Source organism: Streptomyces sp. NPDC047014 (assembly GCF_040644195.1).
GTDB lineage: Bacteria > Actinomycetota > Actinomycetes > Streptomycetales > Streptomycetaceae > Streptomyces.
Window position 1 is genome coordinate 94,719 of the sequence record NZ_JBEYVX010000002.1, and the last position, 24,252, is coordinate 118,970.

Here is a 24,252-nt window from a genome sequence, read left to right on the forward strand (position 1 = left end):
AGGAAAAGTGAGCTCACCGGCCCATCCGGTAAGAGCACTTGTAAGTTTTCTGGCACTACAACTGCAACGTCCGTCACCGTAGCACAGGGAAAACCGGCGGGCCCGGAACCAATTCCGTGCCGATAATTCCCGCTCCGGTCATGGGTATATCTGAGCGGGGCGAAAGGAATATCGTATGAATAATTTCCGGGTCAGACGCCTATCCGGACCAGCGCCAGCGTGATGTTGTCCGGCCCGCCCGCGTCGATCGCCGCCCTCCACAGTTCGAAGGCGGCCCGGCCGTCGTCGTGCACCCGCAGCAGCTCCGCGATGGTCTCCCCGGGCACCGGGTCGGTGAGCCCGTCGCTGCACACCAGGTAGCGGTCGCCCTCGGACACCGCGAAGGTCTCGATGTGCGGCGCGATCGGCCGCCGGCCGCGGCTGCCGCCGAGCGTCTGGGTGACCGCCGAGGTCGTACGGTGCCCGGGCGCGGGCGGCGGGCTGTCGTCCACGCTCAGCTGGCGCAGGCCCTCCCGGGCCGCGTGGAACACCTTGCTGTCGCCGACGTTGAAGGCCAGCAGCGATTCCGCGAGGACGAGGGTCCCCGCGACCGTGGTCCCCATGGTCGCCAGGTCCGGACGGCCCTCGGCGGCCGCGTACACGGCCTCGTTGCAGAGGTTCAGCGCGTCCCCGACGGCCTCCTCCCCGTCCAGCGAGGCGCCGAGCGAGGAGAGCTGGCGTACCACGAGCTCGCTGGCCACCTCCCCTGCCGGCTGGCCGCCGAGCCCGTCCGCGACCGCCACGAGCAGCGGCCGGCCGAAGGGGAACACCAGGGTCTGCGGATTCTGGGTCACGGTCCCGCACAGCGTCCACGGCCCCACGGCGAGGCTGTCCTCGTTGTGCGCGCGGACCAGCCCGACATGGCTCAGGGCGGTCACAGCTATGTACGGCACCTCGGCGTACCGCCTCTCCGCGAAAGCAACGGCAACAGCAACGGCAGCGGCAGCGGCAGCGGCAACCACCGCGGCGACGGGAGTCGCGTCCCCCGACTCCATTGTGGCGCCGCTCCGGCATGCGCCGCGCGGGCTGCCGGAGGACGCTGGTCGTGAGGCCGCCTGTCCCCCGACCGGCGGACCGGCCGAGGGAAGGAAGGCCGCAGATGTTCGCACGGCTGAGCACCTACCAGGGATCGCCCGTCCCCGCCGAGGGGGACCTGAGCGCGCACGCGCAGGAGATCGTCCGGCAGGTGCAGGACGTACCCGGCTTCCGTGGCGTGTACTACCTCGTCGACCGGTCCACGGGCGAGGCCAGGTCGCTGACGCTCTGGGAGGACGAGCGGGCCATGCTGGAGAGCGAGGAGACCGGCACCCGGATCCGCGAGGAGACGGCCCGGCGCGAGGGCCAGAGCATCGTCTCGGTCGAGCGGTTCGAGGTGGGATTCAGCCACCTCGGGTCCCAGGGGGAGGGGGGAGAGGGCGAGTAGTACGCGGTACGAGGAGCGATGGCCATGGGCAGGATCGCTGTTGACGGGTTGCGCGAACGGACGCGCGGGGCGGTGCTCACGCCCGGCGACGACCTCTACGACGAGGCGCGCACGGTCCACAACGCCATGATCGACAAGAAGCCGGCGGCCGTGGTGCGCTGCGCCCACGCGGGCGATGTCATGGCCGCCGTCGACCACGCCCGGGAGAACGGCCTGGACCTCGCGGTGCGCGGCGGCGGGCACAGCGTGCCCGGCTTCGGCACCTGCGACGACGGGGTGGTGGCCGACCTGTCCGGGATGCGCGGGGTCCGCGTCGATCCCGCGCGCCGCACGGCGCGCGTGGAGGGCGGTGCGACCTGGGGCGACTTCAACGCGGCCACGTACGCGTTCGGGCTGGCCACCACCGGCGGGATCATCTCCACCACCGGCGTCGGCGGGCTCACCCTCGGCGGCGGCATCGGCTACCTCTGCCGCGGGCTGGGCCTGAGCTGCGACAACCTGATCTCGGCCGACGTGGTGACCGCGGACGGGCGGATGGTCGTCGCGGACGAGGAGCAGAACGCCGACCTCTTCTGGGCGCTGCGCGGCGGAGGCGGGAACTTCGGCGCGGTGACCTCCTTCGAGTTCCGGCTCGCCCCGGTCAAGGACGTGTACGGCGGGCCGATGCTCTTCGAGCCGGACGACGGGGCCACCGTGCTGCGCTCCTTCGCCGAGTACATCGCGGACGCGCCGGAGCAGATGGGCGCCTTCCCCGCCTTCCAGCTGGCGCCGCCGCTGCCGTTCATCCCGGCGGACCGGCACGGGCAGCCGTTCGTGCTGATCGTGGGCTGCTGGTCCGGGCCGCTGGAGCAGGGCGAGGACGCCTTCCGGGCCTTCCACGACTTCGCCCCGGTGGTCGCCGAGCTCGTCGGCCCGATGCCGTACCCGGCGCTGAACAGCGCCTTCGACGCGCTCGTACCGCCCGGTCTCCAGCACTACTGGAAGGCCAACTTCGTGACGGAGCTGAGCGACGCCGCGATCGAGGCGCACCTGGCGCACGGCCCCCTGCTGCCCGCCGTCAACTCGACGGTGCACATCTACCCGGTCGACGGCGCCTGCCACCGGGTCCCCGCGGACGCGACGGCCTTCGCCTACCGCGACGCCTCCTTCGCGACCGTCATCGCCGGCATGTGGCCCGACGCGGCGGCCAACGAGGCCAACACCGCCTGGGTGCGCGACTACTACGAGGCGGTCGCCCCGCATTCGGAGGAGGGCGGCTACGTCAACTTCATGGCGGAGGACGACCAGAGCCGCGTCCGGGCCAACTACAAGGGCAACTACGACCGTCTGGCGAAGGTGAAGCGGGCGTACGACCCGGACAACCTCTTCCACATGAACCAGAACATCAGGCCGGCCGCCTGACGCCGCGCGAGCACGCGGATGCGGAATGTCCCGGTATCTGCATATTTTGGCGTAGCAGTCGTAGTGCGTAGCAGCCCGAAGTGGCCGTCGTAGTCGTGTGCCCGATGGAGGAAGGTCCCATGAAGCGTTTGCCGGTGATCGGTGTGCTCTGCGTCAGTGCGGTGTTCGCCCTCAGCGCCTGTTCCGACGACAGCAGCTCCCCCGCCGAGGAGGCCACCCAGGCCGCCGCCGACCTGTGCACCGATCTGAACTCCCTCAAGGCCGACAACGCCAAGCTCAAGGCCCTGAGCCCCGCCAACGCGACGAAGGACCAGATCAAGGACGCGGTCGACGCGGTCCAGGACGACTGGGAGAACGTCAAGGAGAACACCCAGAAGATGAAGGACGCCGAGCGCCAGGCGGTGCAGCAGGCCGCCGAGAACCTCAAGAAGGGCTACGAGAACCTGCCCGGCGACACCACCGGCAAGGACGCGCTCACCCAGCTCCAGCCCCAGATCCAGCAGCTGGAGGACGCCACGGCGACGGCCTCGGCCGGCCTCAAGTGCTGACGTCGCCGTCCGGCTGATGGGGGGCCGGGCGACCGGCCCCGCGTGGGGAGCCCCCGTACGGCCGAGTGCCGCGCGCCCGAAGTCCCGTACCCCCGGCGCCCGTCGGGCCGGTGGTGCCGCCCGCTACGGGCGGGCCGCCGGCGCGGCGGGCGCTCCGGGTGTGCCGGGGGCGCCGGGTGCGCCGTGCGGGCCGGACAGCGAGGGTACGGTCGGCCCCGCGGGCAGCAGTTCGGTGACGACGAAGGCCACCACCGCCGCCAGGATCACCACCGGCACCATCGCCGCCCCGCCGAGCACCACCACGACCAGCACCACGGAACTCACCGGCAGCCGCATCGCGGACGCCGCCGTCGCCGCCATGCACGCGGCCAGCGCGGGGATGAGCCCGAGCCCCGGCAGCGGCGCGAGCAGCACGCCCGCCATCCCGCCGAGGCACAGCGCGGGGAAGATCGGACCGCCGCGCATGCTGCCGAGGCAGAGGGCGTAGGCGGCGCCCTTGAAGAGCAGTACGGCGATCAGCGCGCCCACGCTCCAGGCGTGCGGGTCCTTCGTCAGCTCGGCGAGGGTCTGCTGCCCGGAGCCGGCGGCGTCGGCGGGGGAACGGCCGGTGATCAGCGCGAACAGGGCGATGCAGACCGCGGCGGCCAGCGCGCACTGCACGGTCCGTACGAGCGGCCGCGCGACGACGTAGCGGGCGATCAGGCGCGCGCCGTGCATGACGGGGTGCAGGGCGAGGGCCACGGCCGCCCCGATGAGCACGGCCCAGCCCACGTCGGCGGCGTCCAGGTGCGGCGCGGGGCCGGAGAGTTTCAGCGTCAGGTCGCCGGTCGGCAGGCCCGTCCAGCGGCCGAGTCCGGTGAACACCAGCGATCCGACGCCGGTGGACAGCAGCGCCGGCAGCATCACCGCGAACAGCTGCGGCCCGCCCACGCCCGCCACCTCGATCAGCAGCACCGCCGCGATCAGCGGGCTGCCGAAGATGACGGCGATGGCCGCCCCGGCGCCGGCCGCGCCGACGAGCACGGTGCTCTGCGGGGTGGCCGGGGCCTGGGCGATGTCCCGCAGCAGCAGCGCGAGTCCGCCGCCCAGCGCGATCAGCGGGGCCTCGGGACCGAGCACCGCGCCCAGCGGCAGACTGGCCGCGGCGGCGAGCACGACCCCGGGCAGCGCGCCCGCGGAGGCACCCCCGGTCTGCATGCCGCCCGCGGGGATGTGGCCGCCGGCGCCCCGCATATGAGTGACGACCAGCCCGACGACGACACCGCCGACCAGCAGCAGCGGGAGCGGCCACCACCAGGGCGGGGCGTCCCAGCCGAGGGACTTGGGGAGGTCCGTCCACAGCGAGGTCTCCATCTGGCGGATGGCGACCAGGAACCAGAAGGCGGCGAGGGAGACCGGGATGCCGATGAGGGCGCTCAGGCACAGCAGTTTGAGGTAGCCGGGACTGCGCAGGAGCTGGCGGAGCACAGTGGCCTCCTGCGGCTGCTCCTGGCCCGCGGACGGTTCTGCGGACGGTTCGGGACCGGGTCGCGTCTGCGGCATGGCTCACTTCCTTTCCGCTCCCTCGATGGTCCACCCGGATCCCGCACTCCGCCGCCGGGCGGGGTGCGCGGGAATCCCCTCCTCATTCCTCGTCCGGCACCTGCGCGGCCCCCGCCCGCCTGCGCATTCCGACCCGCATGGCCCCGAACAGCGCCTTGGCGATCACGCCGACGACGGCCAGGTCGGCGATCATCTGCACGGTGACGAGCACGCGCCCGGTCTCGGAGACGGGGGCGATGTCGCCGAAGCCGACGGTGGCGAAGACGGTGACGGTGAAATAGATGGCGTCGGTGCGGTCCAGGGGCTCGTTGAAGGAGCCGGGCACGTTCGCGGCGAGCACGTAATAGGTCGCGGAGAACAGCACCAGGAACAGGGGCACGGCCGTGCACAGCGCCTCCAGGGCGCGCAGCCGCGGATACGCCGAACGGGTGATGGCGGACGCCTGCCAGGCCGCGAGCAGGCAGAAGGCGATCAGCCCGAGCACGAGCGTCACCAGCGTCTTCACCCCGAAGCCATGATCGAGGGGCGACAGGTAGTACCCGGCGGTGAGCAGCCCCACGGACCCCAGGGACCGCGTCACGTGCCCCAGCACCACCCGCCGATGCCGCCACCCTCCACCACTGCGCTCCATGCCCTCAGCAGAACGCCCGCGGGCGGGCCCGGCCAGCGGAGAGGGCCCGGTTCCGGCTCGGCATGCGCAACCGGGAAGCCGCCTGTATCAATGAATAACCAGGTCGTGAACGGAGTCGAGCATGGACGACTATCCCCTCCTCAACCTCTTCTGGACGATGTTGTGGTTCTTCCTGTGGGTCATGTGGTTCTTCCTCCTGTTCAAGATCATCACGGATATCTTCCGTGACCACACCTTGCACGGCTGGGCGAAGGCGGGCTGGCTCATCCTGGTCCTGCTGCTGCCGTTCCTCGGCGTATTCATCTACGTCATCGTGCGCGGCCACAGCATGCACGAACGGGACGCGAAGCAATACCAGGAAAACCAGGAGGCTTTCCGCTCGTACGTCCAGCAGGCGGCGGGAACGAGCGGCGGCTCGGCGGAGGAACTGAGCAAACTGTCGGCCTTGAAGGACAAGGGCGACATCACGCAGGAAGAATTCGACAGGGCCAAATCCAAACTCCTGGCGTAACACCCAGCCAGCCCCCCTGCCGCCGGGACCCGACCCCCAAGGGGGTCGGGTCCCGGCGGCAGTGCACGCGGTGCGGTCTCCGCCCGGCCGAGGCCGCTGTGCGGCAGCCGCACCGGCCGGGCAACTCCCGCACTCACAAGGCCCGGTTCACTGCCCGGCCCGTGGCGAGTCCCTGGGGCACTGGGCGCCCGGCCGCCCAGGCGGCGGCGCGCGGCCTGGGCCGCCGCGACAACTCCGGCACGGGCGCCGCCGTTCTGCACCCCGTCCCGGAGGTCGGCTTCGCCGCCCGGCCTCTGGCGAGTCCCTGGGCAGTGGGCGTACGGCCCGCCCAAGCGGCTCCCGAAGCGCCGACGCGCGCCTGAGTCGCCGCGACAACTCCGCGCATGGGCGTGACCGTTCCGCACCCTGTACCGGGGCGCGGCCCGTAGCCACCGCGACAACTCCGCGCGCGCGAGCGCCGTCGTTCCCCACCCCGTCCCGGGGTGCGGCCTGCGGCCACCGCGCACACGGTCCGCCGGCCTGCTTCCGGCAAAGCCGCTGAGCGGCTGGGTGGGGCCCCGGGCCCCGCCCCAACCCCCGCCGGCCATCTGCCGCCCGAGGGACCCCAGGTGACCCCCGCCCTGACGCGTCGTTTGGCGTCTTAAGCGATCACAACCTGGAGGCCGGCAGTGGGCGGACAGCAGACGAGCAGGACCCGAGAGCCGGCCCTGGAGGGCGCCGACGACCTCCGCACCGCCGCCGACGCGCTCGCGGACGGCTCACCCGTCGTCCACCCCTTCGGCACCGCCTACGCCGTCACCGCCCTCCCCGACCAGCCGGCCGTCGAGCGCCTGAACCACCTCAAGGGCCGCCCCCCGACCCGCCCCGGCAGCGTCACCACCACCCGCGCCCGTATCGCCTCGCTCTTCGACTGGAGCCGGCTGCCGGCCCGCTTCCCGCGCCGCCAGGTCGAGGAGCTCATCCAGGAACTGCTCCTCCTCGGCCCCTTCGGCTTCCGCGGCCCCGCCGCCCCGCACATCCCGCACCACCTGACGTCCGTCCAGGACGGCGTCACCACGGTCCGCCTGCTCGCCCCCGGCCACCACTGCCCGTCCCACACCTTCCTGGCCGAGGCCCTGACCCGTACCGCCGGCACCTACCTCGCCGTCGCCTCCACCGCCCACCCCCGCCACCTGACCACCCCGCCCGGCCAGTCCCTCCGTACCCTCGCCCTCCCCACCCCCGACGCACCCGCGGCCGGCTCCCTCCACCCCCACCACGCCCCGGCCCCCGTCCCCACCACGGTGCTCTCCTTCCACCACGTCACCGGCACCGGCCGCTCGGGCCTCCCCGCCCTCACCCTCGAACGCCCCGGCTCCCTCTCCACGGCCCACACCCGCGCCCTCGCCGCCACCCACGGCTTCGCCCTCACCCCCCACCCCACCCCGACCCTGACCCCCCGCCCCCACCAGGACTGACGACCGCCCGACCCCCGTACGCGCGGTCTTCCCCCCTCCTCCCACGCTGCCGGTGCCCGGCAAGGTGCTCCGGGGCCGGTCCGGCGTCCGGCAGGGTGGACCGCCCGCCGCGCGCGGCGGCCCATCGCGGCCCTGACGGCCCTGCCCGCGTCGGCGACGGTCACCGGCCTCGGCCCGATGGCCGACCTGCCCGGCGGGACGACCGCGACCACCGCCGCCGGCCGGGCCTCCGTGACGCGGTCCAGGGGCCCGGGGAGACGGCGCTCGGCACCTATACCGCCCGCGCCCCACGAGGGCCCCCGGTCCGAACTTCGCGGGGGCATCCGGCTGAACACCGGCACCGCTCAGCCGCACGCCCCGGCGGCCGCGTCCCCGAGGAAGGCCGTCACCAGCTTCACGAACGCGTCCTCCTGCTCGAAGAACATCACATGCCCCGCGTCCAGCTCCGCGTACGAGCTCCCCGCGATCGCCGCGTGCAGCGCGCGGCTGTGTTCCACCGGGACCGTGATGTCCTGGGTGCCGCCGATCACCAGCGTGCGGGCCTCGACGCGGGGCAGCAGGGGGCGGAGGTCCACGCGCAGGTCGTAGTCGATGTGCCGCAGCGTGCCCGCCGTCGGCGGCATGTTCGGGATCAGGGCCTCGAACGCCTCGTGGCCGATCGAGTTGAGGAAGGCGCGGCTGAACCCGGTCATCGCCACCGCGCGGCCGAAGGAGGCGGGGTCCGAGGCGCCGAGGTCCCGCCAGAGGGTGAACAGGCTGCGCAGGTACGCGTCGCCGTCGGTGTGTGCCCAGCCGGCGACGAGCACCAGCCGCCGCACCAGGTCGGGCCGCAGGGCGGCCACTGTGGCGGCGACGGTCGCGCCCATCGAGAACCCCAGCAGGTCGACCGGCCCCTCCGCCGGGTCCACCGCGTCCTCGATGACGGCGATGACCTGCGCCGCCAGGCCCTCGGCGGTCAGCGGCGCACCGTCGTCGACGGTCGCGTCGGTGCCGGACAGGTCGGGGGTGATGACGGTGCGGTGCGGGGTGAACCGGGGCGCGGTCTGACCCCAGTTGACGGCGGAACCGGCCGATCCGGTGCCGTGCACGAGCACCAGCGCGGGACCCGCGCCTGCCTTCCCGTACCGGACCCGCGCGCCGTCGACCCGGACGGTGGCGCTGGTTGCGGTGGCGCTCGTCGCGGCACTGGTCGCGGCACTGGTCGCGGCAGTGGTCATGGTCGTAGTCATGGGGGAAGCTCCTCGCTGATGTGTGCCGACCGGCGGCCGTTCGTCTCCTCGTCCGGCCCGGTCCACACCGTGCCGCCGCCCGGCCGCGCCCGGGAGAGCCCTCTCCACCCTGGGACCGCCAGTCCCTCCCTGCGCCCGGCGCCCTCCGGCAGGATGCCCGTATGAAGATCGACCGCGCGGCCCTCGCCGACTTCCTACGCCGCTCCCGCGAGCGGGTGCGCCCCCAGGAGGCGGGCCTGCCGGTGGGGCCCCGGCGCCGTACTCCGGGGCTGCGCCGCGAGGAGGTCGCCCAGCTCGCGGGCATGTCGGCGGACTACTACATCCGCCTCGAACAGGCCCGCGGCCCCCAGCCCTCGCCGGAGATGCTCGCCGCCCTGGCCCGCGCCCTGCGCCTGTCCGACGATGAGCGCGACCACCTCCACCTCCTGGCCGGCCGGCGCCCGCCCGCCGCCCGCACCTCGGGCGACCACGTCGGCCCCGGGCTGCTGCACCTGCTGGACCACCTCCCCGCCACACCGGTGCAGGTGCTCGGCGACCTCGGCGACGTCCTCGCCCAGAACGCGCTGGCCGAGGCCCTGCTGGGCGGCGTGTGCACGGTGTCGGAGCATGGCCGCAACGTGGTCTGGCGCTGGTTCGCCGACCCCTCCCAGCGCACCGCGTACCCGCCGGAGGAGCACGCGTACTACAGCCGCCTGCACGTCGCCGACCTGCGCGCGGCCGTGGGCCGCCGGGCCGGCGACCCGGCGGCGACACGCCTGGTGGAGCGGCTGAGGACGACCGGCGAGGAGTTCACGACCCTGTGGGACCTGCACGAGGTCTCGGTCCGCCGCACCTCCCGCATGCGCGTCCTCCACCCGCTGATCGGCCCCCTGGAACTGGACTGCCAGCTCCTCCTGGCCCCGGAGGGCGACCAACGCGTAGTCATGTACACCCCACCCCCCGGCACCGACACAGCGCAACGCCTGGCCCTCCTGGGCGTGTTGGGCACGGGCCAGTTCACCGCAGCCACCGACTGAGACCGGGCCCGCCGCACGCAGGCCCGACCGAGCCCGGTCAAGGGCCGGAACGACCACCCGCCCACCCGCCCGGACGTCATGCATCGCCGCCCGGCAGAAGCCGGGCAAGGTCGCGGACGGCCCGGTACTGGAGGACCCTGACGGCAGCCTCGCTCCTGCCCATCACGCGCGCGGTCTCGGCGACGGAGAGGTCCAGGAAGAAGCGCAGGGTGACGCACTCCTGCTGCCTCGGCGTGAGCAGTCGTACGGCCTCCAGCAGGGCGGCGGCGGAAACGGCGCCCAGGGCGCAGTCCTCGGCGGAGGGCACGACCTCGGCGGCGTCGAGCAGGTCAGCGGTGGTGATCTCCAGCCGGAAGCGGCGGGACGCGAAATGGTCCGCGACGAGGTCGCGGGCGATGGCGATGAGCCACGCGCGGAAGTCGCGCCCCTGCCAGGTGAAGGTGCCGATCCGGCGCAGGGCGCGCAGGAAGGTCTCGCTCGTCAGGTCCTCAGCCAGGGCCTCGCCGCCCACGCGGAAGGAGATGTACCGGTAGACGGCGTCGCTGTGCTCGTCGTAGAGGCGCCCGAAGGCGTCGGTCTCGCCGGCCCGGGCCCGCTCGACGAGGTCCGTCATGCCCGCAGCACTGCCCCGGTCCGCCGGAGTTCCAGGGGTACGGGGATCAGCCGGGGCGCCGGTTCCCGGCCATGCCCGGACGGTCGAGGTCTGCGCGGTCGCGTGGCAGAGCGCGAGCCGCTGTTCATCGCGGTGGGCCGGCGTAGCACCGGGGGCGTGAGCGGCCGCGTGCGACGGGGCGGCGGCATGCGTCTGGGTGGGGGGAGCGGCGGGGTCCGTGCGTGCCAGGAACTGCCGCAGGCGCTCGGCGGTCTCCTCCGGATCGGACCACATCTGCGCGAGGGCGCTCCGCGTCTGCTCCAGGTGCTCTTCGACGCTCATGCGGCTCCCCCTTCCTCTTCGGCGTACATCTGGCTGAGACGGGACAGCGCGCGGGAGACATGGGCCCGGGCCGAGCTCGCTCGTACCCCCATGACATGAGCCACCTGGTCGTAGGGCAGATCGAACAGGCACCGCAACATCACGGCCTCACGCTGCTGTTCGGGTAACTCGTCGATACGGCGCACCAGGTCGAGACGGTCGTCGCAGCTGAGGCCGGCGTCGTCGGGCGGAAGCCGGTCGAAGTCGGCGGGATCGGTGCGCTCTCCCAGCCGCAGGTGCTCCTTGCGGACGGTGTCGTACCGCTGTCCGGCCACCTTGAACAGCCATGCCTGCGGATTGGGATGAGCGCTGAGGCGGGCCCAGGACCGCAGCGCCTCCTCCATCGTCGCCTGAGCCGCTTCGTCCAGTACGTCATGACGGGCGCCGCGGGTGAAGAGGTAGCGGCGTACGAGCGGTTCGTAGCGCAGGAAGAACGGCTCGAAGCCGGGCGCCGGCGGGCGGGCGCGCTCCCCGGTCAACGTGCGCCGCGCCGGCTGCGTGGCGGGGCGTGCTTGATGGTGCGTACCTCCAGGCTGCGGCGGCCGCCCGGCTCCTGCCGTACGACGAGGCTGCTGCCCGGAGGGAGCCGTTCCACCAGGTCCACCAGTTCCCGGCCGGCGCGCGCGGCCTCGCGCTGGCGGAGGGTCTCTCTCAGCAGCCGCCACACGTGCGCACCGCGGCCCCGCCCGGCTGCCAGACCGGCCACCGCGGCGGCAACGATCGGTACCGCATCCGTCAGTGTTCCCACACCGTCTCCGTCCGTCGGTCACGGTCCCCGCCCGAAAGGGGCCCTCGCCACAGGAAAGGCGGATGCGGGCCAAAATGCTGCAGTACAAAGCGAGTTGTCTTCACTTCTCTCCTGGCGATCCGTCCCCCTCGACCGCGGCCGGCTGCTGCACTGGGGGCTCCACAACAGGCAAGGAGCCATGCCAAATGAACGAGCGAGTACGCGCCGTCCTCGTCACCGCCGACGGCACGATGCTGGTCATCCGCCGTACCAAGCCCGGTGTTCCCGTGTACTGGGTGCTGCCCGGCGGCGGCGTCGAGCCGACTGACGAGTCCCGGGAGGCCGCCCTCCACCGGGAGATCCACGAGGAGATCGCGGGGAAGGCCGACATCGTGCGCCTCCTCCACACCATGGAGTCCGACGACGAGCGCCAGCTCTTCTACCTCGCCCGCGTCACCACCTGGTCCTTCGAGGACCGCACCGGCCCCGAGTTCAGCGCCGAGGGCCGCGGCGCATACGCGCTGGAGGAGATCCCGCTGACCGTGGAAGGGCTCGACGGCATCGACCTCAAGCCCGAGGGAATCGCGGACGTGCTGCGGGCCGCCATCCGCGACGGCAGCCTCGGAGGCGGTAGCGGGCCCGGGGTGTGACCCAGGGCGCAGCGGCAGGCTGCGCGGAAGAAGCAGCGGAAGGGCCAAGGTGGTGCGGAGGTGGTGCAAGGCCCCTAAGGAGGTCTAGACAACGAAGAAGGCCCAGGTCGTTGACCTGGGCCTTCTTGTAAGAGCGGATGACGGGAATCGAACCCGCGCTATAAGCTTGGGAAGCTCATGTTCTACCATTAAACTACATCCGCGCGGTGGGCCAGTTGCCTGGAGTCCTACCGTCGCTCACTCTACCTCATGATCGACCCCCGGCGTATCCGCCGCGGGGGCGGTGTCGTGTGGGGTGGGCAGGGGGGCGTGTGGGGGCGGGAGTTGGGCGTACCGTGGGGGCGGAGCGGCGGCTGGAGTGGGTGTGGGTCATCCCCTAATGTGGCGATTCGTCGCAGTACAGCTCGTTGGGGAAAGGGACTCGATGGAGCACACCGTCGTCCGCTGTGCCGAAGGGCACGTTTTCAGTACCGCCTCCTTCCCGCTGCAGCACCTCGGTGCCGGCCGGATCGGGCCCGGACGGCTGCTGCGGTGTCCGCGGTGTGCCCGGCTGCGGCAGGCCGTGCCCGTCGGGGGCAGCGTCAAGCGTTAGTGGTAGTGGCGGTGAGGAGCAGGCCGCCGTCGTAGGTGTGGGCGCGCGGGCGGGCCCTCTCGATTGGGGGAGGTCCGCGCGCTCTGCGTATCCTCGGGACGTGCTTCTCTCTGACAAAGACATCCGGGCCGAGATCGACAGCGGACGGGTGCGCATCGACCCGTTCGAGGAATCGATGGTGCAGCCCTCCAGCATCGATGTGCGGCTCGACCGGTTCTTCCGGGTCTTCGAGAACCACCGCTACGCCCACATCGACCCCGCCATCGAGCAGCCGGATCTGACCCGGCTCGTCGAGCCGGAGGGGGACGAGGCGTTCATCCTGCACCCGGGCGAGTTCGTCCTCGCCTCGACCTACGAGGTCATCTCGCTGCCCGACGACATCGCCTCCCGGCTGGAGGGGAAGTCCAGCCTGGGCCGCCTCGGTCTCGTGACGCATTCGACCGCCGGGTTCATCGACCCCGGCTTCTCGGGCCACGTGACCCTGGAGCTGTCGAACCTCGCCACGCTGCCGATCAAGCTCTGGCCCGGGATGAAGATCGGGCAGCTCTGCATGTTCCGGCTCAGCTCGCCCGCGGAGTTCCCGTACGGCAGCGAACGGTACGGCTCCCGTTACCAGGGGCAGCGCGGGCCGACCGCCTCGCGCTCCTTCCAGAACTTCCACCGCACCCAGGTGAGGCACGAGGCATGAGCGCAGTACGCGAGAACCTGACCTACGAGGCGTTCGGCAGCGCCGTGCGCGAGCTGGCGCAGACCATCGCCGACGACGGCTACGAGCCCGACATCATCCTCAGCATCGCGCGCGGCGGGGTCTTCGTCGCGGGCGGTCTGGCGTACGCGCTGGACTGCAAGAACATCCACCTCGTGAACGTGGAGTTCTACACCGGCGTCGGCACCACGCTGGAGATGCCGGTCATGCTGGCGCCCGTGCCCGAGGCGATCGACTTCACCGACAAGAAGGTGCTGATCGCGGACGACGTCGCCGACACCGGCAAGACGCTCAAGCTGGTGCACGACTTCTGCCTCGGCCATGTCGCCGAGGTCCGCTCCGCCGTCATCTACGAGAAGTCGCACTCCCTCGTGAAGTGCGAGTACGTGTGGAAGAAGACGGACGACTGGATCGAGTTCCCCTGGTCGACCGAGCCGCCGGTCGTCGTGCGCGAGGGTCAGATCCTCGACGCCTGACCGAGCGCGCGGTGCGTGAGCGTGCGAAGGGCCCCCGGCCGCGGCCGGGGGCCCTTCGTGTGTGCGCCCGCGCGCAGTGTCCTCAGATGGTGCCCAGCTTGATGATCGACAGCAGGGCGATCAGCTGGATCGCGGACGCGCCCAGGGCCTTCGGCCAGGGCAGGTCGTGCGACTTGCTGATCAGCGAGGTGAAGAGGGCGCCGGCGGCCACCCAGGTCGCCCAGCCGAGGATCTGGACGAACATGTTGTCGCCGCCGAGGAACACGGCGAAGACCAGGCGCGGGGCGTCCGTGATGGACATGACCAGCATCGACAGGCCGATCGTCGGCTGCCAGGTGCCGTCGCCGCCCATCTGGCGGGCCAGGGTGTGCGTGACCGCGCCCAGCAGCAGGCCACAGATGACGAAGGCCACGCCCGCCGAGAGGACGATCGGGATCGCCTTCGGCACGGTCGCGTTGATCACGTCCTGGCGGGCGTCGTCGAGGCCGAAGACCGCGAGCAGGCCGTAGAGGAAGGTCACGATCAGCGCGGGGCCCCAGACGGGGTAGTCGCGCATCTGGAGGAAGGTCTGGCCCGGGCGGGTCACGATGCCGCGGAGCAGTTCCTTCCAGGGGAGTCGCGGGCCGACCGGGGCCGCGGCGGCGCCGGCCTGGTAGGTCGCGCCCTGGCCGTACGGGTCCTCGCCGACGGCGAAGACCTGGGTGTGGCCCGGGTTGTCGTTCGAGTAGTTCCCGTGACCGCCGCCGTGACCACCGCCGTGCCCACCCTGGCCGCCGCCGTGGCCGTACGGGGGCTGCTGCTGGGGGTGGTGGCCCTGCGGGTGCTGCTGCCCGTACGGGTCGAAGTACTCCGGCTCGCCGTGGCCCCCGGGGCCGCCCTGCTGCGGCCACTGCTGCTGCGGTGGCGGTCCGCCGGCGGGCGGGTAGGGCTGCTGGCCGTACGGCGGCGGTTGCTGCTGACCGTACGACTGCTGCTGTTGCGGGGGTTGTTGCGGAGAGCGGTTGTTGTCCCGGCCGCGTCCGATCCTGAATCCAGCCACGTGATCGAACGTACCTGGTCCGGCGCGCTCCGGTGAACGGGCGGCCGGAAGAAGGGGCCTTTGCGGCTGAGCTGTGACATCCCCTAGGGGATCCCGGTGGGGCTGTCCCCACCCCGGGGGTGGGCCGGTTCGGTGTCCGTTTTACGGGGCTGTGTTGTTAATTGTTGCGGTTCGTTACATTCCCTATGGGATGCGGAGATGTGGGGCCCGTAGCTTCGTGAGCGACGGACCGACCGACCGACCGGCTGACCGAACGACCGAACGGCCGAACACGAGGAAGAGTCACATCATGCGCAGCACTCGCCGTACCACCACCCTCCGCACCGCCGCCGTCCTCGCGGGCGCGGCCGCCGTCCTGGCCCTGCCGGCCGGGTCCGCGTTCGCCGCCCCGTCGGCCGGGGCCGAGCCGTCGGCGCGGGCGGAGCGGGTGGAGCGGGCGCACGTCACGACCGTGCGGCTGGCGGACGGTTCCGTCGCGGAGGTCTACCGGACGGGTGCCCACCGCTTCGAGGCGGACATACGGACGGGCTCCGGGGCGCCGGCCAGGCTGGTGGGCGGGGCCGGGGGAGTGGCGTACGGCCAGGGCAACGGGCTGCACGTGGTGCTCCACCCGAACGGGACGGTGACGTCGTGGATGGAGGGCGCGCCGAAGCCGAAGCCTGGGCCGGCGGCGGGCGGGGTGCGGGTCGCCCTGCCGGACGGGCGTGTCGCGAAGCTGGTGGAGGGGCTGGGCGGTGAGCGGGCCGAGATCGCGGCGCCGGACGGGCGCGTGCTGGCCGTGGTGGACGCGAAGCGGCCGAGTGCGTGGAGCGACGGGTGGATGTACCGGCTGGTCCAGGACGGGCAGCGCGTGAAGTTCGTCGCGATCGACGCCAAGGGGGGCGGGAGCGGCTGGGTGTACGGGACCGACGGCAGGCTGATCGAGACGTACCGGGCCGCGGGGCAGCGCGGCTGAGCACCGCGGAACGCCGGAGCGGCCGGCCCCCGAGTGGGAACCGGCCGCTCCGCCGCCCGCCTGGCCTGCCGGCTAGGCCCTACTTGGCACTCTCGGCCTTCGCACCATCGGCGTCGCCCGCAGGCTTGGCCTCGGCCTCAGCCTTCGGCTCAGCCTCGGCCTGGGCGTCCGCTTCCGGCTTGGCCTCGGCGGACGCGCTGCCCGCCTCCGGCTCGGCGTCGGCCTCGGGCTCAGCCGCCGCAGGCTTGGCCTCGGCCTGGGCAGCCGTCTCCGGCTTGGTGTCGGCTTCGCCGGCCGCTTCCGTCTTCGGCTTCGCCTCGGCCGCAGGGGCGGCGGCCGGGGCCTCCGCGTACGCGGCGTCCGCCTTCGACTCGGCGTCTGCCTCGACCTTGGTACCGGCCGCGGGCGCAGGCTTCGCGTCGGCCGCTTCCGCCTTCGGCTTCGGCTCGGCCGCAGGGGCGGCAGCCGGGGCCTCCGCGGACGCGGCGTCCGCCTCCGGCTTGGCGTCAGCCTTCGGCTCTGCCTCAGCCTTGGTTTCAGCCTCCGGCTTGGCAACAGCCTCGGGCTCGACGTCCGTAACCGGTTCGGCCTTGGCGCCCGCCTTCGCCTCGGCGGCAGCCTCGGGCGCGGCGTCGGCCACGGGCTTGGTGCCCGCCTTCGGCTCGGCAGCAGTCACCGGCTCAGCGGCAGCCACGGGCTTGGTCTGAGCCTTCGGCTCCGTGCCCGCCTCGGCCTTGGTTTCAGCCTTCGGCTCGGGAGTCGCCTCCGCGTCGGGCTTCGCTTCCGCCTCCGCCGCAGGCTTGGCCTCTGCGTCGGCCTTGGCCTTTGATTCGGCCTCCGCCGCAGGCTTGGCCTCCGCGTCGGCCTTGGCCTTCGCTTCCGCCTCGGCCTTCGCCGCAGCAGCAGCCTCCGCCTTGGCCTTCGCCTCCGCCGCAGCAGCGGCCTCCGCCTCCGCGGCGGCAGCCGCCTCGGCCTCGGCCTCCGCCGCCTCGGCCGCCAATTCCGACTCCGTCGGGCCCGGGGTCTTCACCGACTCCAGGAGGAGCTGGGCCACGTCCACCACCTGGACGGATTCCTTCGCCTTGCCGTCGTTCTTCTTGCCGTTCACCGAGTCGGTCAGCATCACCAGGCAGAACGGGCACGCCGTCGACACGATGTCCGGGTTGAGGGACAGCGCCTCGTCCACGCGCTCGTTGTTGATGCGCTTGCCGATCCGCTCCTCCATCCACATCCGCGCGCCGCCCGCGCCGCAGCAGAAGCCCCGCTCCTTGTGGCGGTGCATCTCCTGCTGGCGCAGCCCCGGCACCGCCGACATGATCTCGCGCGGCGGCGTGTAGACCTTGTTGTGGCGGCCCAGGTAGCACGGGTCGTGGTAGGTGATCAGCCCGTCGACCGGCGTCACCGGCGTCAGCCGGCCCTCGTCGATCAGGTGCTGGAGCAGCTGCGTGTGGTGGATGACCTCGTACTCGCCGCCCAGCTGCGGGTACTCGTTCGCGATGGTGTTGAAGCAGTGCGGGCAGGTCGAGACGATCCGCTTCGCCGACTTCGGCTTGCGGGTCGCGGGGTCCTCGTCGTCCTCGCCGAAGGCCATGTTCAGCATGGCCACGTTCTCCTGGCCCAGCTGCTGGAACAGCGGCTCGTTGCCCAGGCGGCGCGGCGAGTCACCGGTGCACTTCTCGTCGCCGCCCATGATCGCGAACTTGACCCCCGCGATGTTCAGCAGCTCCGCGAACGCCTTCGTGGTCTTCTTGGCCCGGTCCTCCAGCGCGCCGGCGCAGCCGACCCAGTAGAGGTAGTCGAACTCGGAGAGGTCCTCCGCGTCCTTGCCGATGATCGGGACCTCGAAGTCCACCTCCTTCGTCCACTCGACGCGCTGCTTCTTGGCCAGACCCCAGGGGTTGCCCTTCTTCTCCAGGTTCTTGAGCATCGTGCCCGCCTCCGACGGGAACGCGGACTCGATCATCACCTGGTAGCGCCGCATGTCGACGATGTGGTCGATGTGCTCGATGTCGACCGGGCACTGCTCCACGCACGCACCGCAGGTGGTGCAGGACCACAGCACGTCCGGGTCGATGACGCCGTTCTCCTCGGCGGTGCCGATCAGCGGACGCTCGGCCTCCGCCAGCGCCGCCGCCGGGACGTCCTTGAGCTGCTCCTCGGAGGCCCGCTCCTCGCCCTCCATGGTCTTGCCGCCGCCGGCCAGCAGGTACGGGGCCTTGGCGTGCGCGTGGTCGCGCAGCGACATGATCAGGAGCTTCGGCGAGAGCGGCTTGCCGGTGTTCCAGGCGGGGCACTGCGACTGGCAGCGGCCGCACTCGGTGCAGGTGGAGAAGTCGAGGATGCCCTTCCAGGAGAACTGCTCGACCTGGGAGACGCCGAAGTTGTCGTCCTCGCCCGGGTCCTCGAAGTCGATCTCCTTGCCGCCGCTGGTCATCGGCTGGAGCGCGCCGAGCGCGGTCGCGCCGTCGGCGTTGCGCTTGAACCAGATGTTCGGGAAGCCGAGGAAGCGGTGCCAGGCGACACCCATGTTGGTGTTCAGCGAGACCACGATCATCCAGATCAGCGAGGTGCCGATCTTGATCATCGCCGTGAAGTAGATGGCGTTCTGCAGGGCGCTCGCCGAGAGCCCCTTGAAGGCCAGGACCAGCGGGTACGAGACGAAGTACGCCGGCTCCCAGCTGTCCACGTGGTGGATCGCGCCCTCAAGCCCGCGCAGGCACAGGATCGCGAGGCCGATGGTGAGGATGATGTACTCGACGAAGTACGCCTGCCACGCCTTCGAGCCGGTGAAGCGGGACTTGCGGCCGGCCCGCGAGGGCAGGCTCAGCAGCCGGATCCCGATGAGCACCAGGATGCCGAGGACCGTCATCAGGCCGATGAACTCGATGTAGAGCTCGAACGGCAGGAAGCCGCCCAGCACCGGCAGCGTCCAGTCGGCCTGGAAGAGCTGGCCGTACGCCTGCGCCAGCGTCGGAGGCAGCGTCAGGAAGCCGATCGCGACGAACCAGTGCGCGAAGCCGACGATGCCCCAGCGGTTCATCCGGCTGTGGCCGAGGAATTCACGGACGAGGGTCATCGTCCGGGCCTTGGGGTCGTCCGTGCGGCTGCCGGCCGGCACGGGCTGGCCGATCCTCACGAAGCGGTAGATCTGCGCCACGGCTCGTGCGAGCAGCGCGACGCCGACCACGGTCAGGACCAGCGACACGATGATCGCGGCGAGTTGCATGGGAGGGCTCCTCGGGCGGCACTTACTAAGCGGTAACTTATGAAGTCAAGGCTTGAGGTTACCCATTCCCGACGCCGCAATGTAGCGGAGCGTGCGGTGATCTGTGTCGCTCAGGCGAGCCTTTGTCGGCAGGCCGCGCGCGGGGTCCGGGCAAGGATCGCCAGGTCCATCCCCAGCCAGTGGTTCTCCACATAATGCCGGTCCAGCAGCGCCATCTCCTCCCAGGGGAGGTCGGAGCGCGCGCTCACCTGCCACAACCCGGTCATACCCGGACGTACGAGAAGCCGCTCCGGGCGGTCCGCATCCGGCCCGGGCCGCGGCCCCACCAGCGACATCTCGCCCCGCAGTACGTTGACCAGCTGCGGCAGTCCGTCCAGGGCGCAGCGCTCCACCGCCGCCCCGGCCCGTCCCGCCCCGGCCGTGTCGAACCGCCAGGTCCGGAACGGCCGCCCGCCCAGCCCGAGCGCCGGCTCCCGTACGAGGACCCGCGCGCGCGGGGTCACGTACAGCAGCCCGGCCGCCGCGGCCAGGGGCAGGGCGAACACGGCGAGCAGGAGCGCCGCCCCGAGGAGGTCGAGCACCCGCTTGGCCGGCGGGGCGGCGGGTACCCGGTCCCGCGGCGCGGGGGGTGCGGTGCGTGTGAGCGGCATGCCAGCACGCTGCCGCACGGCCGTGGAGGTCTTGCGGTGGCTTGCGGTGGCGCGCGGCCGCCGTGACCCGTTCGGCCCCGCCCGGCTGGCATTGCGCGTAAGGGGCGGCTAAAGGTTGAGCCGACCCGACTCAGCTCTGTTGACGCACACGCGGCGATGAGGCATGGTTGAGTCTGTTCCACTCAAGTCAGCTGGAGGAATCGAAATGGCACGTGCGGTCGGCATCGACCTGGGCACCACTAACTCCGTCGTCAGCGTTCTGGAAGGCGGCGAGCCCACCGTCATCACCAACGCCGAGGGCGCCAGGACCACGCCGTCCGTCGTCGCCTTCGCCAAGAACGGCGAGGTCCTCGTCGGCGAGGTCGCCAAGCGCCAGGCGGTCACCAACGTCGACCGGACGATCCGCTCCGTCAAGCGCCACATGGGCACTGACTGGAAGATCAACCTGGACGGCAAGGACTTCAACCCGCAGCAGATGAGCGCCTTCATCCTGCAGAAGCTGAAGCGCGACGCCGAGGCGTACCTGGGCGAGAAGGTCACGGACGCGGTCATCACCGTCCCGGCCTACTTCAACGACTCCGAGCGCCAGGCGACGAAGGAGGCCGGTGAGATCGCGGGCCTGAACGTCCTGCGCATCGTCAACGAGCCCACCGCCGCCGCCCTGGCCTACGGTCTCGACAAGGACGACCAGACCATTCTCGTCTTCGACCTCGGTGGCGGCACCTTCGACGTGTCGCTGCTGGAGATCGGCGACGGCGTCGTCGAGGTCAAGGCCACCAACGGTGACAACCACCTCGGTGGTGACGACTGGGACCAGCGCGTCGTCGACTACCTGGTGAAGCAGTTCGCCAACGGCCACGGCGTGGACCTCTCCAAGGACAAGATGGCGCTCCAGCGCCTGCGCGAGGCCGCCGAGAAGGCGAAGATCGAGCTGTCCTCCTCCACGGAGACCACGATCAACCTGCCCTACATCACGGCCTCCGCCGAGGGCCCGCTGCACCTGGACGAGAAGCTCACGCGCGCCCAGTTCCAGCAGCTGACCGCGGACCTCCTGGAGCGCTGCAAGACCCCGTTCCACAACGTCATCAAGGACGCCGGCATCGCGCTGTCCGAGATCGACCACGTGGTCCTGGTCGGCGGCTCCACCCGTATGCCGGCCGTGGCCGAGCTCGTCAAGGAGCTCACCGGCGGCCAGGACGCCAACAAGGGCGTCAACCCGGACGAGGTCGTCGCCATCGGCGCCACCCTCCAGGCCGGTGTCCTCAAGGGTGAGGTCAAGGACGTCCTGCTCCTCGACGTGACCCCGCTGTCCCTCGGTATCGAGACCAAGGGCGGCATCATGACCAAGCTCATCGAGCGCAACACCACGATCCCGACCAAGCGGTCGGAGATCTTCACGACGGCCGAGGACAACCAGCCGTCCGTGCAGATCCAGGTCTACCAGGGTGAGCGCGAGATCGCGGCGTACAACAAGAAGCTCGGCATGTTCGAGCTGACCGGCCTGCCCCCGGCCCCGCGCGGCGTCCCGCAGATCGAGGTCTCCTTCGACATCGACGCCAACGGCATCATGCACGTGACCGCGAAGGACCTCGGCACGGGCAAGGAGCAGAAGATGACCGTCACCGGCGGCTCCTCGCTCGGCAAGGACGAGGTCGACCGCATGCGCCAGGAGGCGGAGCAGTACGCGGACGAGGACCTGCGCCGCAAGGAGGCCGCCGAGTCCCGCAACCAGGGCGAGCAGCTCGTCTACCAGACGGAGAAGTTCGTCAAGGACAACGAGGACAAGGTTCCGGCCGAGGTGAAGACCGAGGTCGAGGCCGCCGTCACCGAGCTCAAGGACAAGCTCAAGGGCGAGGACACGGCCGAGATCCGCACCGCGACGGAGAAGCTCGCCGCGGTCAGCCAGAAGCTCGGCCAGGCGATCTACGCCGACGCCCAGGGCGCCCAGGGTGCCGCCGGCGCCGCGGGTGACGCGGGCCAGGCCAAGGCCGACGACGACGTCGTCGACGCCGAGATCGTCGACGACGAGAAGCCGAAGGGTGGCGCTGCCTGATGGCGGAGGAGACCCCGGGCTTCGACGAGAAGCCCGAAGTCCCCGACGAGGCCGCTTCGGACGACGCCGAGCCGAAGGCCGCCGACCCCTCCGCGGAGGGTGAGGCGGCCCCGGCCGGGGAGGGACAGGACGTAGCCCTCCTGGCGCAGCTGGACCAGGCCCGCACCGCGCTCAACGAGCGCACCGCGGACCTCCAGCGGCTCCAGGCGGAGTACCAGAACTACCGCCGCCGGGTGGAGCGGGACCGGATCACCGTCAAGGAGATCGCGGTCGCCTCCCTCCTGACGGAACTGCTGCCCACGCTGGACGACATCGGCCGGGCGCGGGAGCACGGCGAGCTGGTCGGCGGCTTCAAGTCGGTGGCCGAATCGCTGGAGACCGTCGCCGCCAAGATGGGCCTGCAGCAGTTCGGCAAGGAGGGCGAGCCCTTCGACCCGACGGTCCACGAGGCCCTGATGCACTCGTACGCGCCGGACGTCACCGAGACGACCTGCGTGGCGATCCTGCAGCCCGGGTACCGGATCGGCGAGCGTACGATCCGTCCCGCGCGGGTCGCGGTGGCCGAGCCCCAGCCGGGCGCGGCCCCCAAGTCCGAGTCCGCGGAGGGCGAGACGCCGTCGGACAAGGACGCGGATGCCCCCGACAAGGGCTGATGCACCACACGTAGGAGCAGCACGGGAGGAGGGACACCGGGGATGAGCACGAAGGACTTCGTCGAGAAGGACTACTACAAGGTCCTCGGTGTCCCGAAGGACGCCACCGAGGCCGAGATCAAGAAGGCGTACCGGAAGCTCGCGCGCGAGTTCCACCCGGACGCCAACAAGGGCGACGCCTCGGCCGAGGAGCGCTTCAAGGAGATCTCCGAGGCGAACGACGTCCTCGGCGACGCCAAGCGGCGCAAGGAGTACGACGAGGCGCGCGCGCTGTTCGGGAACGGGGGCTTCCGCCCCGGCCCGGGCGGCGGCGGCTCGTTCAACTTCGACCTGGGCGACCTCTTCGGCGGCACCCAGCAGGGCGGCCAGGCCGGCGGCTTCGGCGGCGGCCTGGGCGATGTCTTCGGCGGCCTGTTCAACCGCGGCGCCGGCCCCGGCACGGGTCCCCGCGCCCAGCCGCGCCGCGGCCAGGACGTGGAGTCGGAGGTCACCCTCTCCTTCACGGAGGCGGTGGACGGCGCCACGGTCCCGCTGCGGATGTCCTCGCAGGCCCCCTGCAAGGCGTGTTCGGGCACCGGCGACAAGAACGGCACCCCCCGGGTGTGCCCGACCTGCGTCGGCACCGGGCAGGTCTCGCGGGGCAGCGGCGGCGGCTTCTCGCTGACCGACCCCTGCGCGGACTGCAAGGGCCGCGGGCTGATCGCGGAGACCCCCTGCGACATCTGCAAGGGCAGCGGCCGGGCCCGCAGCTCCCGCACCATGCAGGTCCGGATCCCGGCGGGCGTCTCCGACGGCCAGCGGATCCGGCTGCGCGGCAAGGGCGCGCCGGGCGAGCGCGGCGGTCCCGCGGGCGACCTCTACGTGGTCGTGCACGTCGGCACCCACCCGGTGTTCGGCCGCCGCGACGACAACCTCACGGTGACCGTCCCGGTGACGTTCGCGGAGGCGGCGCTCGGTGCCGACATCAGGGTTCCGACCCTGAACGGCCCCGCGGTGACGCTGAAGCTTCCCCCGGGTACCCCGAACGGGCGTACGATGCGGGCTCGCGGCAAGGGGGCGGTCCGCAAGGACGGCACCCGCGGCGACCTCCTCGTCACCGTGGAGGTGGCGGTTCCGACCGAGCTGTCGGAGCAGGCCCGCGAGGCGCTGGAGATGTACCGCGAGGCGACGGAGTCGCAGGACCCGCGCACCGCGCTGTTCGAGTCCGCGAAGGGAGCATGACATGGACGGCCGCCGACGACAGTCCCGTTCCGGCGCAGGTGCTTACCAGCTGACCGACGAGACCCCGGTCTACGTGATCTCGGTGGCCGCCCAGCTCTCGGGTCTGCATCCGCAGACCCTCCGCCAGTACGACCGCCTCGGCCTGGTCTCCCCGGACCGTACGGCCGGGCGCGGCCGGCGGTATTCGGCCCGCGACATCGAACTGCTCCGCACGGTGCAGGCGCTGTCGCAGGACGAGGGCATCAACCTGGCGGGCATCAAGCGGATCATCGAACTGGAGAACCAGGTGGCCGCGCTCCAGCAGCGCGTCGCCGAGCTCTCTGCGGCGGTGGACGGCGCGGCCGCCACCCTGCGGGCCCGCGAGGCCCAGGTGCACGCCTCGTACCGCCGCGACCTGGTCCCCTACCAGCCCCCGCAGCCGGGCAGCGCCCTGGTCGTCTGGCGCCCGACGCCGAAGCGCCCGCGGGACTGACCGCCGGCCGCCGGCCGTACGAGCGCGCCGTACGGCCCGCCGTACAGGAACGCCGTGAGGCC

25 protein-coding genes and 1 tRNA gene are annotated in these 24,252 nt (G+C 71.8%); 15 read left to right on the top strand and 11 right to left on the bottom strand.

Annotated elements, in window-relative coordinates:
• Positions 1-191 precede the first annotated feature (191 nt).
• A complete protein-coding gene (locus ABZ873_RS01640; RefSeq protein WP_360863791.1) occupies positions 192-932 on the bottom strand; it encodes a protein phosphatase 2C domain-containing protein in 741 nt (246 codons plus the stop codon).
• A 206-nt stretch (positions 933-1,138) separates the two neighbouring features.
• Here ABZ873_RS01640 and ABZ873_RS01645 point away from each other — a divergent pair, with 206 nt between their 5' ends.
• The 3 genes from ABZ873_RS01645 (at position 1,139) to ABZ873_RS01655 (ending at position 3,411) form a co-directional block, all read left to right on the top strand.
• Positions 1,139-1,462: a hypothetical protein gene (locus tag ABZ873_RS01645; protein ID WP_360863793.1), complete on the top strand. Its 324-nt coding sequence runs from the start codon at positions 1,139-1,141 to the stop codon at positions 1,460-1,462.
• 24 nt (positions 1,463-1,486) lie between these two features.
• Positions 1,487-2,863, top strand: coding sequence for an FAD-binding oxidoreductase (locus ABZ873_RS01650; RefSeq protein WP_360863795.1), 1,377 nt, complete (start codon positions 1,487-1,489; stop codon positions 2,861-2,863).
• Between the two features lie 119 nt (positions 2,864-2,982).
• Positions 2,983-3,411 carry a hypothetical protein gene (locus tag ABZ873_RS01655; RefSeq protein WP_360863797.1) on the top strand — a complete coding sequence of 143 codons (429 nt, stop codon included), beginning with the start codon at positions 2,983-2,985 and terminating at the stop codon, positions 3,409-3,411.
• A 123-nt stretch (positions 3,412-3,534) separates the two neighbouring features.
• On the opposite strand, the gene ABZ873_RS01660 is transcribed toward ABZ873_RS01655, so the two are convergent.
• Positions 3,535-4,953 carry a chloride channel protein gene (locus ABZ873_RS01660; RefSeq protein ID WP_360863799.1) on the bottom strand — a complete coding sequence of 473 codons (1,419 nt, stop codon included), beginning with the start codon at positions 4,951-4,953 and terminating at the stop codon, positions 3,535-3,537.
• An 82-nt stretch (positions 4,954-5,035) separates the two neighbouring features.
• Positions 5,036-5,533 (bottom strand): potassium channel family protein, encoded by a 498-nt coding sequence (locus tag ABZ873_RS01665; protein ID WP_360863800.1) that lies wholly within the window; start codon positions 5,531-5,533, stop codon positions 5,036-5,038.
• Between the two features lie 172 nt (positions 5,534-5,705).
• Here ABZ873_RS01665 and ABZ873_RS01670 point away from each other — a divergent pair, with 172 nt between their 5' ends.
• Positions 5,706-6,095 carry an SHOCT domain-containing protein gene (locus ABZ873_RS01670; RefSeq protein WP_360863802.1) on the top strand — a complete coding sequence of 130 codons (390 nt, stop codon included), beginning with the start codon at positions 5,706-5,708 and terminating at the stop codon, positions 6,093-6,095.
• Positions 6,096-6,763: 668 nt separating this feature from the next.
• A complete protein-coding gene (locus tag ABZ873_RS01675; protein ID WP_360863804.1) occupies positions 6,764-7,552 on the top strand; it encodes a hypothetical protein in 789 nt (262 codons plus the stop codon).
• A 344-nt stretch (positions 7,553-7,896) separates the two neighbouring features.
• On the opposite strand, the gene ABZ873_RS01680 is transcribed toward ABZ873_RS01675, so the two are convergent.
• Complete coding sequence (locus tag ABZ873_RS01680) at positions 7,897-8,781, bottom strand: alpha/beta hydrolase (RefSeq protein WP_360863806.1); 885 nt, start codon at positions 8,779-8,781, stop codon at positions 7,897-7,899.
• Between the two features lie 161 nt (positions 8,782-8,942).
• Here ABZ873_RS01680 and ABZ873_RS01685 point away from each other — a divergent pair, with 161 nt between their 5' ends.
• Complete coding sequence (locus ABZ873_RS01685; RefSeq protein ID WP_360863808.1) at positions 8,943-9,797, top strand: helix-turn-helix transcriptional regulator; 855 nt, start codon at positions 8,943-8,945, stop codon at positions 9,795-9,797.
• A gap of 76 nt (positions 9,798-9,873) precedes the next feature.
• Here ABZ873_RS01685 and ABZ873_RS01690 read toward each other — a convergent pair whose 3' ends face one another.
• Genes ABZ873_RS01690 through ABZ873_RS01700 form a run of 3 tightly spaced genes read right to left on the bottom strand, consistent with a single transcriptional unit; the run spans position 9,874 to position 11,518 of the window.
• Positions 9,874-10,731 carry a sigma-70 family RNA polymerase sigma factor gene (locus ABZ873_RS01690; protein WP_360863810.1) on the bottom strand — a complete coding sequence of 286 codons (858 nt, stop codon included), beginning with the start codon at positions 10,729-10,731 and terminating at the stop codon, positions 9,874-9,876.
• A complete protein-coding gene (locus ABZ873_RS01695) occupies positions 10,728-11,249 on the bottom strand; it encodes an RNA polymerase sigma factor (RefSeq protein ID WP_360863812.1) in 522 nt (173 codons plus the stop codon). The genes ABZ873_RS01690 and ABZ873_RS01695 overlap by 4 nt, the downstream gene beginning before the upstream one ends.
• Entirely contained in the window at positions 11,246-11,518 is a 273-nt protein-coding gene (locus ABZ873_RS01700; protein WP_360863814.1) for a hypothetical protein, read from the bottom strand. Before ABZ873_RS01700 ends, ABZ873_RS01695 begins: the two co-directional genes overlap by 4 nt.
• 185 nt (positions 11,519-11,703) lie before the next feature.
• Between ABZ873_RS01700 and ABZ873_RS01705 the strand changes: the two genes are divergently transcribed.
• On the top strand, positions 11,704-12,147 hold the full coding sequence (locus tag ABZ873_RS01705; RefSeq protein WP_360863816.1) for an NUDIX domain-containing protein: 444 nt from the start codon (positions 11,704-11,706) through the stop codon (positions 12,145-12,147).
• A 132-nt stretch (positions 12,148-12,279) separates the two neighbouring features.
• Here ABZ873_RS01705 and ABZ873_RS01710 read toward each other — a convergent pair.
• Positions 12,280-12,350 (bottom strand) — tRNA-Gly (locus ABZ873_RS01710).
• A 176-nt stretch (positions 12,351-12,526) separates the two neighbouring features.
• Here ABZ873_RS01710 and ABZ873_RS01715 point away from each other — a divergent pair.
• The 3 genes from ABZ873_RS01715 (at position 12,527) to ABZ873_RS01725 (ending at position 13,921) form a co-directional block, all read left to right on the top strand.
• Positions 12,527-12,739, top strand: a complete 213-nt coding sequence (locus tag ABZ873_RS01715; protein ID WP_360863817.1) for a hypothetical protein — start codon at positions 12,527-12,529, stop codon at positions 12,737-12,739.
• Between the two features lie 100 nt (positions 12,740-12,839).
• The gene (gene dcd / locus ABZ873_RS01720) at positions 12,840-13,427 is read left to right on the top strand and encodes a dCTP deaminase (protein ID WP_360863819.1); all 588 of its coding nucleotides are present in this window, start codon (positions 12,840-12,842) and stop codon (positions 13,425-13,427) included.
• Positions 13,424-13,921: a phosphoribosyltransferase gene (locus ABZ873_RS01725; protein ID WP_360863821.1), complete on the top strand. Its 498-nt coding sequence runs from the start codon at positions 13,424-13,426 to the stop codon at positions 13,919-13,921. Before dcd ends, ABZ873_RS01725 begins: the two co-directional genes overlap by 4 nt.
• Before the next feature lie 82 nt (positions 13,922-14,003).
• Here the strand turns inward: ABZ873_RS01725 and ABZ873_RS01730 are convergent, their stop codons facing one another.
• Entirely contained in the window at positions 14,004-14,960 is a 957-nt protein-coding gene (locus tag ABZ873_RS01730; RefSeq protein WP_360863823.1) for a Yip1 family protein, read from the bottom strand.
• A gap of 289 nt (positions 14,961-15,249) precedes the next feature.
• Between ABZ873_RS01730 and ABZ873_RS01735 the strand changes: the two genes are divergently transcribed.
• Positions 15,250-15,915 (top strand): hypothetical protein, encoded by a 666-nt coding sequence (locus ABZ873_RS01735; RefSeq protein WP_360863825.1) that lies wholly within the window; start codon positions 15,250-15,252, stop codon positions 15,913-15,915.
• 79 nt (positions 15,916-15,994) lie between these two features.
• Here ABZ873_RS01735 and ABZ873_RS01740 read toward each other — a convergent pair whose 3' ends face one another.
• Complete coding sequence (locus ABZ873_RS01740) at positions 15,995-19,141, bottom strand: heterodisulfide reductase-related iron-sulfur binding cluster (protein ID WP_360863827.1); 3,147 nt, start codon at positions 19,139-19,141, stop codon at positions 15,995-15,997.
• Between the two features lie 110 nt (positions 19,142-19,251).
• Positions 19,252-19,791: a sugar transferase gene (locus ABZ873_RS01745; protein WP_360863829.1), complete on the bottom strand. Its 540-nt coding sequence runs from the start codon at positions 19,789-19,791 to the stop codon at positions 19,252-19,254.
• Positions 19,792-19,996: 205 nt separating this feature from the next.
• On the opposite strand from ABZ873_RS01745, the gene dnaK reads away from it, so the two are divergent.
• Genes dnaK through ABZ873_RS01765 form a run of 4 tightly spaced genes read left to right on the top strand, consistent with a single transcriptional unit; the run spans position 19,997 to position 24,190 of the window.
• Positions 19,997-21,844 carry a molecular chaperone DnaK gene (dnaK, locus tag ABZ873_RS01750; protein ID WP_360863830.1) on the top strand — a complete coding sequence of 616 codons (1,848 nt, stop codon included), beginning with the start codon at positions 19,997-19,999 and terminating at the stop codon, positions 21,842-21,844.
• Positions 21,844-22,497 carry a nucleotide exchange factor GrpE gene (gene grpE / locus ABZ873_RS01755; protein ID WP_360863832.1) on the top strand — a complete coding sequence of 218 codons (654 nt, stop codon included), beginning with the start codon at positions 21,844-21,846 and terminating at the stop codon, positions 22,495-22,497. Before dnaK ends, grpE begins: the two co-directional genes overlap by 1 nt.
• 42 nt (positions 22,498-22,539) lie before the next feature.
• The gene (gene dnaJ, locus ABZ873_RS01760) at positions 22,540-23,718 is read left to right on the top strand and encodes a molecular chaperone DnaJ (RefSeq protein ID WP_360863833.1); all 1,179 of its coding nucleotides are present in this window, start codon (positions 22,540-22,542) and stop codon (positions 23,716-23,718) included.
• Between the two features lies 1 nt (position 23,719).
• A complete protein-coding gene (locus ABZ873_RS01765) occupies positions 23,720-24,190 on the top strand; it encodes a helix-turn-helix domain-containing protein (protein WP_360863834.1) in 471 nt (156 codons plus the stop codon).
• Positions 24,191-24,252: the final 62 nt, after the last annotated feature.

What these genes read in the sequence shown, in the direction of transcription:
- ABZ873_RS01645 (WP_360863793.1), top strand. Translation starts at nt 1,139, where the DNA reads ATGTTCGCACGGCTGAGCACCTACCAGGGATCGCCCGTCCCCGCCGAG.
- ABZ873_RS01650 (WP_360863795.1), top strand. Translation starts at nt 1,487, where the DNA reads ATGGGCAGGATCGCTGTTGACGGGTTGCGCGAACGGACGCGCGGGGCG.
- ABZ873_RS01655 (WP_360863797.1), top strand. Translation starts at nt 2,983, where the DNA reads ATGAAGCGTTTGCCGGTGATCGGTGTGCTCTGCGTCAGTGCGGTGTTC.
- ABZ873_RS01660 (WP_360863799.1), bottom strand. Translation starts at nt 4,953, where the DNA reads ATGCCGCAGACGCGACCCGGTCCCGAACCGTCCGCAGAACCGTCCGCG.
- ABZ873_RS01670 (WP_360863802.1), top strand. Translation starts at nt 5,706, where the DNA reads ATGGACGACTATCCCCTCCTCAACCTCTTCTGGACGATGTTGTGGTTC.
- ABZ873_RS01680 (WP_360863806.1), bottom strand. Translation starts at nt 8,781, where the DNA reads ATGACTACGACCATGACCACTGCCGCGACCAGTGCCGCGACCAGTGCC.
- ABZ873_RS01685 (WP_360863808.1), top strand. Translation starts at nt 8,943, where the DNA reads ATGAAGATCGACCGCGCGGCCCTCGCCGACTTCCTACGCCGCTCCCGC.
- ABZ873_RS01690 (WP_360863810.1), bottom strand. Translation starts at nt 10,731, where the DNA reads ATGAGCGTCGAAGAGCACCTGGAGCAGACGCGGAGCGCCCTCGCGCAG.
- ABZ873_RS01705 (WP_360863816.1), top strand. Translation starts at nt 11,704, where the DNA reads ATGAACGAGCGAGTACGCGCCGTCCTCGTCACCGCCGACGGCACGATG.
- ABZ873_RS01715 (WP_360863817.1), top strand. Translation starts at nt 12,527, where the DNA reads ATGTGGCGATTCGTCGCAGTACAGCTCGTTGGGGAAAGGGACTCGATG.
- ABZ873_RS01725 (WP_360863821.1), top strand. Translation starts at nt 13,424, where the DNA reads ATGAGCGCAGTACGCGAGAACCTGACCTACGAGGCGTTCGGCAGCGCC.
- ABZ873_RS01735 (WP_360863825.1), top strand. Translation starts at nt 15,250, where the DNA reads ATGCGCAGCACTCGCCGTACCACCACCCTCCGCACCGCCGCCGTCCTC.
- ABZ873_RS01740 (WP_360863827.1), bottom strand. Translation starts at nt 19,141, where the DNA reads ATGCAACTCGCCGCGATCATCGTGTCGCTGGTCCTGACCGTGGTCGGC.
- ABZ873_RS01745 (WP_360863829.1), bottom strand. Translation starts at nt 19,791, where the DNA reads ATGCCGCTCACACGCACCGCACCCCCCGCGCCGCGGGACCGGGTACCC.
- dnaK (WP_360863830.1), top strand. Translation starts at nt 19,997, where the DNA reads ATGGCACGTGCGGTCGGCATCGACCTGGGCACCACTAACTCCGTCGTC.
- grpE (WP_360863832.1), top strand. Translation starts at nt 21,844, where the DNA reads ATGGCGGAGGAGACCCCGGGCTTCGACGAGAAGCCCGAAGTCCCCGAC.
- dnaJ (WP_360863833.1), top strand. Translation starts at nt 22,540, where the DNA reads ATGAGCACGAAGGACTTCGTCGAGAAGGACTACTACAAGGTCCTCGGT.
- ABZ873_RS01765 (WP_360863834.1), top strand. Translation starts at nt 23,720, where the DNA reads ATGGACGGCCGCCGACGACAGTCCCGTTCCGGCGCAGGTGCTTACCAG.